The organism is Nocardia sp. NPDC050435 (assembly GCF_040655395.1).
In the GTDB taxonomy this organism is placed as follows: Bacteria; Actinomycetota; Actinomycetes; order Mycobacteriales; family Mycobacteriaceae; genus Nocardia.
This window is the reverse complement of the sequence record NZ_JBFAJW010000006.1, coordinates 290,348-304,447: the sequence shown is the minus strand read 5'-3', so window position 1 is coordinate 304,447 and position 14,100 is coordinate 290,348. Positions and strand designations below refer to the sequence as shown.

At 66.0% G+C, this 14,100-nt stretch carries 10 protein-coding genes and 1 pseudogene; 3 read left to right on the top strand and 8 right to left on the bottom strand.

Annotated elements, in window-relative coordinates; genetic code table 11:
- Positions 1-31: 31 nt before the first annotated feature.
- Entirely contained in the window at positions 32-1,408 is a 1,377-nt protein-coding gene (locus AB0I43_RS20710) for an MFS transporter (RefSeq protein ID WP_356975597.1), read from the bottom strand.
- 88 nt (positions 1,409-1,496) lie between these two features.
- Positions 1,497-2,546 carry a hypothetical protein gene (locus AB0I43_RS20705; protein ID WP_356975599.1) on the bottom strand — a complete coding sequence of 350 codons (1,050 nt, stop codon included), beginning with the start codon at positions 2,544-2,546 and terminating at the stop codon, positions 1,497-1,499.
- 189 nt (positions 2,547-2,735) lie between these two features.
- Between AB0I43_RS20705 and AB0I43_RS20700 the strand changes: the two genes are divergently transcribed.
- On the top strand, positions 2,736-4,157 hold the full coding sequence (locus AB0I43_RS20700; RefSeq protein WP_356975601.1) for an MFS transporter: 1,422 nt from the start codon (positions 2,736-2,738) through the stop codon (positions 4,155-4,157).
- Between the two features lie 59 nt (positions 4,158-4,216).
- On the opposite strand, the gene AB0I43_RS20695 is transcribed toward AB0I43_RS20700, so the two are convergent.
- Complete coding sequence (locus tag AB0I43_RS20695) at positions 4,217-5,095, bottom strand: RNA polymerase sigma-70 factor (RefSeq protein ID WP_356975602.1); 879 nt, start codon at positions 5,093-5,095, stop codon at positions 4,217-4,219.
- 258 nt (positions 5,096-5,353) lie between these two features.
- On the opposite strand from AB0I43_RS20695, the gene AB0I43_RS20690 reads away from it, so the two are divergent.
- On the top strand, positions 5,354-5,671 hold the full coding sequence (locus AB0I43_RS20690; RefSeq protein ID WP_356975604.1) for a hypothetical protein: 318 nt from the start codon (positions 5,354-5,356) through the stop codon (positions 5,669-5,671).
- Between the two features lie 110 nt (positions 5,672-5,781).
- On the opposite strand, the gene AB0I43_RS20685 is transcribed toward AB0I43_RS20690, so the two are convergent.
- The 4 genes from AB0I43_RS20685 to AB0I43_RS20670 all read right to left on the bottom strand — a co-directional run bounded on the left by AB0I43_RS20685 (position 5,782) and on the right by AB0I43_RS20670 (position 12,019).
- A complete protein-coding gene (locus AB0I43_RS20685; protein ID WP_356975606.1) occupies positions 5,782-6,249 on the bottom strand; it encodes an NUDIX domain-containing protein in 468 nt (155 codons plus the stop codon).
- Positions 6,250-6,251: 2 nt separating this feature from the next.
- A complete protein-coding gene (locus AB0I43_RS20680) occupies positions 6,252-7,406 on the bottom strand; it encodes a helix-turn-helix transcriptional regulator (RefSeq protein ID WP_357432546.1) in 1,155 nt (384 codons plus the stop codon).
- An 846-nt stretch (positions 7,407-8,252) separates the two neighbouring features.
- Positions 8,253-11,165, bottom strand: a complete 2,913-nt coding sequence (locus AB0I43_RS20675; protein ID WP_356975609.1) for a DEAD/DEAH box helicase — start codon at positions 11,163-11,165, stop codon at positions 8,253-8,255.
- 47 nt (positions 11,166-11,212) lie between these two features.
- Positions 11,213-12,019 carry a Hachiman antiphage defense system protein HamA gene (locus tag AB0I43_RS20670; protein WP_356975611.1) on the bottom strand — a complete coding sequence of 269 codons (807 nt, stop codon included), beginning with the start codon at positions 12,017-12,019 and terminating at the stop codon, positions 11,213-11,215.
- Positions 12,020-12,360: 341 nt separating this feature from the next.
- Here AB0I43_RS20670 and AB0I43_RS20665 point away from each other — a divergent pair.
- Positions 12,361-12,507, top strand: a pseudogene (locus tag AB0I43_RS20665) (transcriptional regulator); the annotation flags it as partial.
- 13 nt (positions 12,508-12,520) lie between these two features.
- Here the strand turns inward: AB0I43_RS20665 and AB0I43_RS20660 are convergent.
- Positions 12,521-13,864 (bottom strand): cytochrome P450, encoded by a 1,344-nt coding sequence (locus AB0I43_RS20660; RefSeq protein WP_357432545.1) that lies wholly within the window; start codon positions 13,862-13,864, stop codon positions 12,521-12,523.
- Positions 13,865-14,100: the final 236 nt, after the last annotated feature.

Sequence of the window (14,100 nt, the reverse complement as noted above, 5' to 3'; positions counted from 1 at the left end):
AACGGGCACCCGATCCGGGTGCCCGTTTCGTTCAGGCGGTGACCAGGTGCCGGGCCGACGGCCAGCTGGGATGGTCGGGGTCGATCACGTAGGTGTGGGTGTGGCGGAAGTGCTTGTCGTCGACCTGGACCGCGTCGGCCAGGATCGCCGGATCGACGGTGCCGATCTCGTGCAGGTGGGTCAGCTGCTCCGGGTCGTGCCGCGGCCACAGTCGCGCGGCGGCCAGGACGCCGGCCGCCGCGAGCAGCAGCAGCGTCAGCCAGGTGGTGGTGAAACCCGTTGCGGTGGTGAGCCAGCCGGCGATCGGATAGGTCAGCAGCCAGGCCAGGTGCGAGAGCGAGAACTGGGCCGCGAACAGGGCGGGGCGATCGGCGGGCCGGGCCGAGCGGCGCAGCACCTGGCCGGTCGGGGTCAGGACCGCCGCGGTGCCCGCGCCGATGACCGACCAGATCGCGAGCGCGGCCGTCCAGCGCCAGTCGCCCGTGCTCGCCGTCGAGAGCGCGATGGCCGCGGTCAACCCGGCGAGCAGGGCGGCGGCGCCGGTGAGCATCACCGGGCGGGCGCCGGCCCGGTCCAGTACCCGGGGCAGGGCCAGAGCCACCAGCATGGTGCCGAAGCCATTGGCGGCCAACAGCATCGCAACGCCGGACTGGGTGCCGCCGAGCGTGTCCCGCACATAGTTGACGGTGTTGACCATGATCATCGAACCGGCCGCCGCGACCACCAGATTCAGGCCGAGCAGGCCCCGCAGCCGGGGTGTCGCGACGAAGACGCGCAGGCCCACGGTGAGCCGGTCGCGGAAGCTGCCCGTGGCGGTCGCGGTCGTCTCCGGGATGCGGGTGGCCAGCACCAGGGCGGCCGAGATCGCGAAACCGATCGCGGTGCCGACGAACAGCCAGTGGAAGCTGATCAGCAGCAGTGCGGCGGCGGCCAGCATCGGGCTGAGCAGCGTCTCCATGGTGGCGGCCAGCTGGGCGGCCGACAGCGCACGGGTGTAATCGCGTTCCGCGGGCAGGAGGTCGGGGATGATCGCCTGGTAGGTCGGGGTGAACGCGGCCGAGGCGGTTTGCAAGATCGCGATCAGCGCGTAGATCTGCCACACCTGATCGATGAACGGCAGCGCGAGCACGATCCCGCCGCGAATTCCGTTGAGGCCGACCAGGAACGGGCGGCGGGGCAGGCGGTTCGCGAAGGCGGCCACCAGCGGGGCGACGGTGACGTAGACGAGCATCTTGATGGTCAGCGCCGTGCCGAGCACGGCGGCCGCGTCGGCGCCGGCCAGCTCGTAGGCGAGCAGGCCCAGGGCGACGGTGGTCAGGCCGGTGCCGAACAGGGCCGACACCTGGGCGGTGAACAGCCGGAGGTAATCACGGTGCCGGAACAGGGTGCTGAAGGTGGTGCTGGACATCGGTGGCACTTCCTCGAAAGGTGTTGGGCGGGGGAGGAGCTCGGGTTCCGGAGCAGGGGCAGTCGCACATGGTCGGTACCTCCCGGGGTCAGGCGCGCGTGGGCAGGGTGAACGCGGCGGTGCGGACGACGTCGCCGTGCTTGAAATCCAGGAACAGCCGGTAGGTTCCGGGGCCGGGGACGACGGTGTGGAAGGTGATCTCCGGGCCGGGCGCGGTGACGCCGTCGCCCGGTTCGCCGTTCGGGTGCACGTGCACGTAGGCCAGATCGCCCGCGCGCAGGATCACCAGGTGCCCGAAAGCGGCAAGGTAGGGCTGGAGATCGGTGACCGGTGCGCCGTCCTTGCGCACGGTCAGGGTGAGCAGTTCACCCGCGCCCGGCACCAGATCGCCGTCCAGGGTGACCTCGTAGCCGTCGACCACGGCGGTGCGGGCCGGCTCGGGCGTGGGCAGCGGCTCGTAGGCGCCCGCCACCGCGAGATCCGCACCGAGCGTGAGGGTTCGGCCGAGGGCGCGCGGCGCGATATCGGTGAAGACGCGGTACGCGCCCGCCTCCGGCAGATTCAGCCGCACCGTCCAGGTGCCGTCCGCGCCGAGTTCGGGGTGCACGTGCCAGAAACCGGTCAGCTCCCGGCGCGCCACGATCAGATGCAGCCGGCGGTCGTGGATGTCGGTGTACTCGGTGACCGGCGCGCCGTCCGGGCCGAGGATCCGGAACTGGAAATCGATCGCCCCGGGGGTGGTGATCGGCTCGGCGAGCGCCAATGTGTAACCGTCCTGGGTGATTTGGAGTCCGCCGGGGAGGGCGGCGCCGTGGGCCGCGTGGGCGTCGTGTCCGGCGTGGGCGTCGTGACCGGCGTGGGCGTCGTGACCGGCGTGGGCGTCGTGTCCGGCGGGGGCGCCGTGACCGGCGGGGGCGCCGTGACCGGCTGGGGCGTCCAGGGCGGCGGTGACGTCGTGGCCCGCGTGTCCGGCGTGTGCGTCCTGTGTCGCGGGGGCCGCGTGGGCTGCGTGGGCCGCGTGGGCCGCGTGACCGGCGTGGGTGCCGGGTTCCGGGGTGGCTGCGTGCGCGTCCGGGGCGGTGTGGCGGGCGTGGGTGGTGTGCGCGCCGTCGTGGGTGGGGTTCTGGGTGGTGGTCATGGTCTCGCCCTTTCCGATCTGGTCCGTTCGCTGGCCAGAACGTTATACCCCCTGGGGGTATTGCGCAACGCGGTGTGACGCAGCGCACTTGGTCCGAAAATCGCTGCCGTGCAGGGTTGACAGTTCAATACCCTAGGGGGGTATGGTTCCGCCCCGAGTTCGATTACTCCCGGAAGGACGGAACCCGAAATGTCGATCCAGAACCCGCCCGCCACGCGAAAGTGGCTGGCCTTGGCGGTGATTGCCGCCGCCCAGTTCATGGTCATCATGGACACCTCGATCATCGGCATCGCGCTGCCGAAGATGCAGGCCGATCTCGGCTTCTCGCAGGAGAACCTGACCTGGGTGTTCAACGCCTACGTCGTCGCCTTCGGCGGCCTGCTGCTGCTCGGCGGCCGCCTGTCCGATCTGCTCGGCGCGCGCCGCGTCTTCGCCGCGGGCTGGGTCGTCCTGCTCGCCGGTTCGGTACTCGCGGGCGCCGCGGGTACGGTGGCGCTCGAGCTGGCCGGCCGTGTCGTGCAGGGGGCCGGTGCGGCCCTGATCGCCCCCTCGGCGCTGACCCTGCTGATGATGCTGTTCGGCGCGTCCCCGAAGGAATTGACCAGAGCCCTGGCGATTTACGGGGCGGCCGCACCCGCGGGCGGCACCTCGGGCGTGTTCCTCGGCGGTGTGATCACCGAGTACGTCAGTTGGCCCTGGGTATTCTTCGTCAATATCCCCATCGCGATCCTCGCGCTGATCGCGGTCCCGGCGCTGATGCCGAGTGCGCCCGCCCGTCCGGGCTCGATCGATCCGCTCGGCGCGCTCACCGTCACCGCGGGCTTGGCCGCCACCGTCTACGGCATCGTCCGCGCGCCCGAGGTGGGCTGGGCATCCGGCGAAACCTGGGGTGTCCTCGCCGCCGCGGCCGCGCTGCTCGGCGCCTTCGTGCTCGTGCAACTCCGGCACCGCGCCCCGCTGATGCCGCTGGGCATCTTCCGCGCCCCGAATCTGGCCGCCGCGAACCTCGCTCAGCTCCTGCTCGGCGCGGCGTGGGTGCCGATGTGGTTCTTCCTGAATCTGTACCTGCAGCAGGTGCTCGGCTACAGCGCCTTCCCGTCGGGGGCGGCCCTGCTGCCGATGACCACACTGATCATGCTCGGAATGGTGGTGATCGCGCCGCGCGCCATGCAGCGCTTCGGCGCCAAGCCGATGATCGTGACCGGTCTGCTGGTGCTCGGTGCCGGGCTCGGCCTCATGTCGCTGGTCCGGCCGACGGGCAGCTTCTGGGTGGACGTGCTTCCCGCGTCGCTCGTCGCGGCGGGCGGCATGGCCCTGGCCTTCATTCCGTCGCTGGGCACCGCGATCGCCGCCGCCCGGCCCGAGGAGGGCGGTCTCGCCTCGGGCATCGTCAACGTCAGCTACCAGGTCGGCTCCGCCCTGGGACTGGCCGCGATGACCGCGGTGGCCACGGCCTTCGGCGCCGACCGGCTCGGTGATCTGCCGCGGCTGACCGACGGATTCTCGGCCGCCTTCCTCGGTGCGGCGGTCATCGCCCTGGTCGGCGCGGCCGCCGCGGCGGTGACGATGCGCAAGCCCGCACCGGAGCCGATGGTCGCCGAAACAGTGTGAGCATGAACCGATTCGGGTGGTCGCGGCATCCGCGACCACCCGAATCATGTGCCCTCGGGTCAGCGCCGCAGGAACGTCTCCCGCTCCATGAACGACAGTTTCGCCGGATTGCGCACCGCGTACAGCCCGGTGATCCGCTCCGCCTCGATGCGCACCGCCACGACGGTGTCGATCTCGTCGCCGAGCCGCAGCACCAATGCCGGGTAGCCGTTGACCTGCGCCGGGACCAGATCCGCGGCGGGGTCGAGGCGCAGCAGCACCTCCGCGACCACGCTTGCGCCCACGATCGGTTGCAGCGCAGCCTGTTTGACGCCACCGCCGTCGCCGAGGAACACGACCTCCGGCGCGAGAATGTCGAGCAGGCCCTGGAGATCGCCGGTACGGATCGCGTGCTGGAATGCCTCCAGCGCGGCCTGGGTCTCCGCGGGCGAGGCCACACCGCGCGGGCGGCGCGCGGCGACGTGTGAGCGGGCCCGATGGGCGATCTGGCGCACCGCGGCCGGGGACTTCTCGACGGCCTCGGCGATCTCGTCGTACTCCAGGTCGAACACCTCGCGCAGCACGAACACCGCCCGCTCGGTCGGGGTCAGAGTTTCGAGCACCAGCAGCATCGCCATCGACACGCTGTCGGCCAGCTCGACGTCCTCGGCCACGTCCGGCGCGGTGAGCAGCGGTTCGGGCAGCCACTGCCCGACGTAGGACTCTTTGCGCCGGCCCATCGAGCGCAACCGCATCAGCGCCTGACGGGTGGTGATGCGCACCAGATACGCCCGCTGCTCCCGCACCGAATCCAGGTCGACGCCGGCCCAGCGCAGCCAGGTCTCCTGCAGCACGTCCTCGGCGTCCGCGGCGGAGCCGAGCATCTCGTAGGCGACGGTGAACAGCAGATTGCGGTGGGCCACGAACGCCGCGGTGGCGGGATCTCTGAACTCTGACACATACACAAGATGCCGCCGGACCCTGTTCTGTGACACCTCGTCGCGGTGGCGTAGGTCACAACATGGACGGTCAGGGAAGCGCGGACCCGGCATCTCATGGTCGTCAATTCGATACGGCGAGGGAGGACGAGGTCCCCGCCATAACGGCCGCATACGGGACTCGAAACAATAAAGAATTCTCCGCCCCGATGCCCTCCGAGTAACGAGTGCCAACTGTTTGCGATGTTTCCCACACAACATCGATTCAGGAGGTTCGAAATGCTGTCTGCGAAACGGCTCGCTGCCGGAGCCGCCGTTGCCGGAGCCACTGCGGCCGCCGTCTTGGCTGGTGGCGGCGTCGCCCAGGCCGATGTGCCGGTCGGTGAGGCCAACTGTCACGTCTACAACATCTTCAACACCGGCGGAATGGCCAATTGTGAGCTGGGCACCTGGCATCAGGTCAAACTCACCTGCGTCGCCTGGCCGGTCCCCTTCACCTACTGGAAATACGGCCCCATCCAATACGGCCAGGGCCAATCCTGGGCCAGCTGCGATTCCCTCGGTGCTTTGGTAAACGTCGAAGTAATCCAAGCCTAGATATCACCCCCGGCCGAGTGGGTCCCCAGACCCACCTCGGCCGCGATATCACGCCCGCATAAGCCTGTGACGCCTGCACCAGCGCCGATTCTTGAAGTCGAGTGAGAACCTCAGCCGAGGTAGGGATAGTTACCGGACAGGTAGTCGCTGATCTGCTGACGCATGCTCGGATGGATATCCAGGCCATCCAGTTCGGCGGGATTCGCGAATATGACGCCGTCCGCTTCATCGTTGATGGTGGGCTCTCCGTCCACCGGGCGGCCGATGTAGCAGTTCTCGTACTGCTGGCGGATCTCTCCGTCCGTGTAGGCGACGATATGATTCGGGTTGCTGTAGACACCGAGGAAACCGGTGATTTCAGCCGTTATACCGGTCTCCTCCCTGCACTCTCGGATCGCGCACTGGGCCGCCGTTTCGCCCAAATCCATCGCACCACCCGGCAACGCCCATTGGCCCGTGTCACGGCGGCGCTGGAGCAGGATTGCCCCCGACTCGTCGGTAACGAGCAGATTGCAGGCCACGACAAGTGAATTCGGCTCGGGTGCCGTCGGGTCGTTGTAGTACTCGATCCTGCCCATTGTCAGCCTTCCGGCCGTCCATTGTTCGCGACTGGCTTGGCCGGCCCCGCGATCTCCTCCATCAGCATGCGCAGCGTGAGTGAGTGCTTCTCGGCGGGCAGGGCATCAAGAGCGGCGCGGGCCAGTTTCACGCCCTGATCGCGATCGCCGGCGCGAACCAGCATGAGACCTCGATGCATATCGAGATGAGTGGCGAAACGCGGCAATTCAGGTGGCAGTTCGCGGCGTGCGTCCGACTGCGCTCGAACCGCGATCTTTTCGTCACCCATCCGGGCGGCCAGCAAGCTGAGGAAGACGTTCACGCGCCACCACGGCACGGCGTAGTCCGAGGTCTGCTCGTCGCTGTAGGACCAATCGAACTCGCGCCGGCCCGTATCGATGAGCCCGCGAAGACTCTGGGAATCACCCTGGATCACGGCGGCATGAGCCTTACCCCAGATCGCGTTCAGGCGGCCGAGACTGTGCCGGTCGCTGATCGCCATCGCCTGATCGGCGAAGCGCTGAGCGACCGGCACCGAAGCTCCCTCGTATCCGAGCGCGATAGCAGCACGACCGCGCACCCACACGCGAATATCGGCGTCCTCCGAGCGGTCGGCAGCTTCAGCAGCCATTCGGTACCACGAGATCGCCTTGTTGCCATCCTTACCTGGATAGGTTTTGGCGAACAGCGTCATCAGTCGCGCCGCGACGGCCCACAGCCGGGGTGAGTCCAATTGCTGTTGCAGCACAACGAGATCAGCGGCGAGCCGTTGCTGTATCCGAGCGGCGCCCTGGGTCATGTAGTCGGTGCCGTACTGGGCAAGCTTCGCCTCCCATCCGTCCGTGTTCGGCCCCGTCGAATGCAGTCGGGCCGAAAATCCCTGGGACAGTAGATCGGACGCGACCACTGGAGCGATGGAGGTCGCGGCGAGATGGGTGAGGAATTCTGGACGATGCGCGTCGGCTTCCAGTAGTTGTGCTGGGCAGTCCAGCACTGTGGCGAGATGACTCAGCCAGAACGGCGAGGGCTCGGTTCTACCCGACTCCCAATGCCGCGAGATGTATTCGCGGGTCATATTGCACCCCGAAACCTTGGACAGCTCACCGGCGAGTCTGCCCTGACTCCACCCCTTGGCACCACGCAACTGTTTGATCAGCGTTCCCGTGGTCGGCGACATCCCCCAAGCCTGCCACCTATCTCGCCGCTGATGTGCCCCGGTTGAGCGTCTGCCACCCCCGATGCCACTGGCATGCCTTCGCTTTGAGCATCCGCCGTAGGTGCCCGTATGCGTGCCACTGGGCTGCCACTTCTGCGCTACCTGACCGAACGGGATTCTTACTGCAACTCAACACGGCAGGTGATCATGAGTTTCAACTGGTGGCGAGAAGCGGAGCCGGACGAGGTTTCGCCACAGGCCGTCATCGATCGGGTTCAGGCGGAGTTGCTCGCCGAGCAACGACAAGTAGCCGCTCCGGGTCGGGCCGACCCTGGGCTGCGACCGACCGGTTGGCCGCACGAAGCCCCGGAGCGTCCACTGAGCGTCCCAGAAGCGCACCAGGCGATGCAGAGCCATCGGGGGTGCAGCGTTTGTCACTGTCCGCGTAAAGCGGCTGCGCGGCAGGCTCTGATCGAGGCCGGGAGGATGACCCCTGACTCCTCGCGCCCGGCCGAGTAGGTCCACCGGACCCCATTTGGCCGCGATATTGCGGTAAACGACCCGGCAGACTGGGTGCGGGGAAACAACGCCGGGTTGAAGGAATTTTCTGCGGAGTCGACGGATGCGGCTGCGTGTCGATGACATGCTGGTGGATGGGACCGGGGGGTGCCGGGGGCGCAGAGAGGAAGTTGCGCAGTTGGCGCGGGGTGAGATGTTGGATACGCACTCTTATGTGGTCGGCCGAAGGTGGCACGCTGACCCGCTACGAAAACTAGCCCAAGGGCACGCTTCGCCGCATGCGAGACGCTTCAAATCAAACAACCGCAGTAGCCGCGCGGTGCCCCCGGCAAGAATTTTCTACGGCCATCAATGGGTGCCGGATAAATCCGCGATCGTTCGCCTATATACCAATACACCCAGCCGACGAATCCAGAATTCTTCCTCGGCGAGCAGTCCCGTCGCGATTTCGGCGCGATTGAACGGTGAAGTTGTCACTTCGGTAATGTCAAGGTTCTCGACGAGCGCCAGAGCCGCTCGTCGGTGGCGCACACCGCTTGCTATCAGCGTTCTTGCTGCTGGCGACGACACGCCGTAACGAAGGTAATCCGGGAGCAGCGCAACAGCCTCGGAAACGCTCGTACCGTCCCGAGCTGATACCTGACGCAGAAGGGCGACGGCTTGCTCGACCAAAGTTGCCAGCGCGTGGCTGATCACCTGCGTGTGCACCCTCAACAATATGTCGACTTCCATCCTCGCGATAGTTGCCATCTGCACATAAGAATTGCCTTCAAGCCAGGAAATTATCAGTGCAGTCACGGATGCGGGGCTGTATATGTTCGCGCTCCCGTATGCCCGCTCAAGATCGTTTGTGAAGCCCGGTTGCCGAAACGCCCAGTCGATGATTACGCGCAGCATCTGCCCGTCGGTCGGCGATTCGACGGTGTTCCAATTCGCGAACCGGGGGTAGAGATCGTCAACCACGGCCGCGACAATGCGGGGTCGGGCACCGGTATCACGGGCCCACGTAAGCTGGCCGGAAGTGTGCATATCCAACATGTGCTGTGCGCGAAGATTGAATACGTGTTTTAGCACTTCGTATTCGGCGACATCTGCTTGGTGGGCGGCGAACGTGGCCGAAGCGACAGACTCGGCTATCCGGAGAAATTCCTCGGCCCCGATCTCATCGCGGATGAGTTCTAGCAGAGTGGCATCAATTCCGTCCACGAGAGTGAATAGAGCCGATGTCTCTTCGAGGATGTCATTGGTGAGGGGGTTCGGGTTTCGGGCGATCGCGGCTTGGAGTTGACGCACGAGCACGATAAGCGCTCCGGTCACTGTTTCTTCCGGAGTTCCGGCTGCGACGGGACGGATGAACGGCCATTGCTTCGGATTGGCGCAAATGACCAGACCGCGGGTTGAACTCCCTGCTCGACCAGCTCGACCCACAAGATTCTTTATGTCTCGTGCCAGCATCGGGGCCTGACTTTGCGGATCAGATTGGGCTGGCCGCGTAACGGAATATAGAACCAGCGTTCGAATCGGTAGGTTCACGCCCTCGGCCAAGGTGCTAGTGCACATAACCATGGCGATATCGCGCCGTGACAGCAGTTCCTCCAGAACTTCGCGCGTTTCCTGGGGAATATCACCATGGTGAACAATCGCGCCGTTGCGCAGCGATCTAACGCCGATCCACTCCGGACCGTACTCCATTTCCAGGTACTCCGCGACGGCGTCGACCGCTGTAGGATCGCCAATAATTTCTGACGGCACGGGAAGTGGGATACCAGCGTCGATTTGAGCGATGAGTTCATTTGCCAATGCCAGCACCCCTTGATTACCGAATTTTAGGGTCGCGAACACCGCCACGGGCCCCATCGCGAGCGCTTTGCGCGCTGCCGCGATCGCTCGGGCTTTGGTAGAGGTGTAGTCGTAGGTGTTGGTACGTCCAGTCGTGGACCTGACGTATTCGAAGTCGGTGCGCTGCAAAAAGTTGGGGAGAGTGTGTGCGGGCAGAGCTGTTGACAGCTCCTGTAATTCGAGACCGATGGACGGCCGTCGGCCCTTTTTGGCAGGCCTTAGAACGGCGTACTCGGCGACAGCTGGTCGATAGCTGCTGCGTACCACCGTGCCGTCGGATCCGCCGAGCCAAGCATTGATTTCCTCAATATTGGGCACGATTGCGGAAACAAACACCAGCCGAGGGGCCGGAGTCCGCCGGCGAAGCCTGGCAAGTAGCAGCTCAAGCCCGACTCCGCGCGCGCGACTGTCGAGGAGGTGGCCCTCGTCGCACACCACCAGGGAAACCTGCTCCACGAGTTCGGGCTGCGCGCCGAATAGCCCAGTGAGCGACTCGGGTGTGGCGATGAGGACACGGACGTCTACGAGGTCATCGGCTTCCTCGGGTGTCGGCACGGTACCGCCATAGACCGTTCTGACTGGGAGGCCCATTCGTGAAAGCTGACTACCGAGAGAGTGACGCAGTTCTCGCGCCAAGGCTCGATATGGCACCAAGAGCACAGCTTTGTCGTCTGGTCTGTCAGTCAAATGGCTAAACAGCAGGGTCTCGGTCAGCGCAGTCTTGCCCGAACCGGTCGGCATCTGCAGCGAGTATGTCCGCGCACCGGTCAGCAGCCCTGCGTCGATCGCTTCGATCTGAGATGGGAAGAACTCCCACACCGGTGGATCGCGGTCTAAGAAGGACTCGACCAACGGTGCCCACCGTCGTGAGCCGCCATCGGGTAGGACCGCCCGCACATTCACGATGTTGAGCCGATGCAACAGTGACGCGTACAGCCGCTGCGTAACCCATTCGTCGGGGCCGGCGAGCGAGGCCGCATGCACCTGCTGCTCAGCGGCAGCCGCCGCCTCAGCGATGCCGACATGGGTGCCGTTGCGGATCGAGGCGATCAAGCCTGCGATCTCCCCGGACTCCTGCGATTGCAGCCTGCGAGTCAACAAGCTTCGACACGCCCGGCGTACCTCGTCACCGCCGTCGCCGTAAGCTGCAGCATCGCGCATGGTGACCATCGCCGAGGCGGGATAGCCGCCACAATAAAAGGCCACTGCAGCGAAAAACACCGCGTCCGAATGTGTTTCACCTTGCAAGTCACGACTTACCGAAGCCAGCGCGTTTCCCAACACCGCCCAGTCAGCGTGGTCATCGCGCCCGTCGCGGATCCCACGGAACAGCTCCCCGGCGAGCGAAAAATAGAAGTCGATTACGCGGGCGTCGAGGTAGGCAAGCTTATCCAATCCTGCCTGCAGACCGAAATCTCGCATGCTGTACCGGGTCTGAGCGTCGACAATCCACCGTTGAAGGCTGCTCCTCACGGCGCTGTCGAATCCGCAGTTTCGACAATAGCGTCGAACACCGCTTGGTAGGTGGACTTGAGGTCGGGGACCGTAATCACGATCAGCGCACACTCCTCCGGGTCTGGCAGGGTGATATCCGTGGCCTCGGCTGCGACCAAGTTCGCGCAGATGACGGCCACCGCCCGGAATTCCCTGTCAGCCGGCGGGTGGTCGGTGGCGTCGAGAAATCGGTTGATGTGGTCCAAGGTTACGGTGCCGAGATCACCCAGGATCGCGCGGTCCTGCAGCCATAGCAGCGTCTTCGCCAGCCGCCCCGCGCGGTCCATCGCTGACCCCTCGATAGCGTCCTGAATTGGCGTGAATGTTCCCTTGGTCGCCTTGGTCTTGACCTCCGCGCACAACACACGATCTCGATCCGATGGGGTCGGCCATTCCGGCACTACGAACTGTACGACATCGGACTTCGGGGCGGCTTTTGTGCGCTCGACCTTGAGCCGCAGCTTCTTCGGATCGAGCACCCGTTCCGGGTACTCCCTGGCGGCCGAAAATAGCGCAGTTAAGATCTCGCCGAAATCCCCGGACATGACCGACCCGATGTCCGGCAGCACTCTTCGTGTGATCTCTTCTTTCGACATCGAAGTAGCTGCATGGCGCTCTTCGAGCGTCTTGTCGGTCATGTAGCACCGACGAAACGGCACGGCCAGTTGCTCGGCGAGCAGCGGGGCGCGGTCGACCGGAATCTCCACCAGCAAGTACGGCGCCTCGTGCACCACCGTGAAGGTCGTCTTAAGCGCTTCGAGGTCGAGGCCGAGTTCGTCCACCGAGCACACCCTCCTGGACCTCCGGTGTCCGACGACTCTGCCGAATCGTTCTGAGCCCGAGAAGAAGCGAGCGCATCCGTCGCGAGCCTGTCCAGACTAGCGGTACGCAAATCGCGTGCCGACACGAGGACTGCTGTGGTGAGGTTAGCTAGGTTCAAGAACCTCGTGCCGATCCGACCAGAATTCGCAGCTCAGCCCGATGGAAGCGCGGAGGGGTCACGCGGGGCAATATCGACATTCTGCGTCTGGACGCGGGGCGGCATCCCGATGATTCGCTGCTGGCTGAACTCGTCGGCGAACTGTCGATCAGTTACGGCACCAAGCGCTAGCACCATCCGCTTGTCTGCGCGCTCACGATCGAGTACGAAAGTGTGGTGCTGCCGGGCGATCCCGACCAGAACCTCTGCATCTATTCGGGTGCGGCCGGGTCGGCGTCGGAGTCGGCGCTGCGCCTGCCGGCGGGTTGGACCGCGAGCACACTGCGGTAACCGAGCCCACCCGTCAACCACGCTCCCGCAAAATGACCCGCCCATTGGCGGCCGGGCTGAGTCCGGTGTGGAAGCGGCGCGGCGGTTCGAGGCCGCCGGGGACCGGTTCGATGCGGCGCTGTTCGAGGATGGTGCGGAACAGGACGCGCGCTTCGGCGAGCGCGAACTGCGCGCCCAGGCAGCGATGCGGGCCGGCGCCGAAGGTCAGCCAGAGGTGGCCGTTGATGCGGTTTTCGAGGAAGCGTTCGGGGCGGAACGTCATCGGGTCCGGGTAGTGCTGCGGTGATTCGTGGATCAGCAGGATCGGGACCAGGACCATGGCTCCCTTGGGAATCCGGACGCCGTTGATCACGGTGTCGCGTATGGCGCGGCGTCCGGTGAAGGGGGAGACCGGGCGCAGCCGCATGGTTTCGGCGACCACCGCGTCCAGGTACGCGTCGAGCCGGGCGCGGTCGCCGGAGTCGGCCGCCGCGTCCACCGCGGCCAGGGCCTCGGGGTGCCCGGCCAGCATGACCGCGATCCAGCCGAGCGTGATGGCGGTGGTCTCGTAGGCGCCCAGCAGGATGCCGCGCAGATTGCGGGCCAGCGCGGCGTCGTCGTGCTGATCGAGTTCGGTGCCGACGTAGCGGGACAGCACGTCGGAGCGTTCGGCCGCGTAACCGGGATCGGATCGGCGCGCGGCGATCTCCTCGAGGATGACCACGTCCACCTCGGCCTGGCGGCGGCCGAGCGGCGGGTAGGGCGGGGTGTATCCGCCGAACAGCGGGGTGAGCAGGGTGACGGCGAGGAAGCCGCGGCTCTCGATCGCCCCGAACCATTCGTGCACCGCGTGTTTCAGCCGTTCCGCCCGGCCCGGGGCGACGTCGCCGAAGACCACCCCGAGCAGCACGCCGATGGCCAGGTCGTAGCCGATCCGCAGGAACTCCAGCGGTTCGCCGACCGGCCAGCTGGGCAGTTCGCGCCGCACCACCTCGACCATCAGGTCCTCGTAGGAGGTGAGCGCCTTGTGCTGGAACGGCGGTGAGAACAGCTTGCGTTCCCGCCGGTGCTCGGCACCGTCGAGAAAGATCAGCGTCTGCTTGCCGAACATCCGGTCGTGGCTCGACAGCCGGCTCAGCACCTGGCCGAGGGAGAAGTCGTCCTGATGGGCGAACAGCGCTCGGACATCGTCCATGTCGTGGGTGACCAGCATGGTCGGCAATCCCGGCGGGGCGAGGACGAACCGTTTGCCGAGGTGCAGCAGCGGCGAGGCGTGGGTGCCGGGCCGCAGCAGCCCGCCGAGTTGCCCGAAGTCGCGGGGACGCAGTCGGGGCAGTTGGCGCAACGTGATCGGGTCGGCTACCGGGGTCTGTGACACCCAGCCATCCTCACCGCTGGATGCGGTCCTGGCAACGCGAAATCGACGCCGTCGCATCGGACTTCGCGCAGCGTCGCCCCCATTTTTGGGGGCTCGCGAAGATCGCGCTTGTCGACATTCGGCGCGGCGGCGTAAACATGGCTACTGTTGGCGCCGGTCGGTTGCCCGGCGCCTGTCGGCTCTCCCCGGGAGAGCCCACCGGCACGGCCCAGCCGGGTATCGAGTTTCACTGGTAG

Excerpts from the sequence above, each read along its gene's own strand:
- AB0I43_RS20710 (WP_356975597.1), bottom strand. The coding sequence starts at position 1,408 with ATGTCCAGCACCACCTTCAGCACCCTGTTCCGGCACCGTGATTACCTC.
- AB0I43_RS20705 (WP_356975599.1), bottom strand. The coding sequence starts at position 2,546 with ATGACCACCACCCAGAACCCCACCCACGACGGCGCGCACACCACCCAC.
- AB0I43_RS20700 (WP_356975601.1), top strand. The coding sequence starts at position 2,736 with ATGTCGATCCAGAACCCGCCCGCCACGCGAAAGTGGCTGGCCTTGGCG.
- AB0I43_RS20690 (WP_356975604.1), top strand. The coding sequence starts at position 5,354 with ATGCTGTCTGCGAAACGGCTCGCTGCCGGAGCCGCCGTTGCCGGAGCC.
- AB0I43_RS20685 (WP_356975606.1), bottom strand. The coding sequence starts at position 6,249 with ATGGGCAGGATCGAGTACTACAACGACCCGACGGCACCCGAGCCGAAT.
- AB0I43_RS20680 (WP_357432546.1), bottom strand. The coding sequence starts at position 7,406 with ATGTCGCCGACCACGGGAACGCTGATCAAACAGTTGCGTGGTGCCAAG.
- AB0I43_RS20675 (WP_356975609.1), bottom strand. The coding sequence starts at position 11,165 with ATGCGAGATTTCGGTCTGCAGGCAGGATTGGATAAGCTTGCCTACCTC.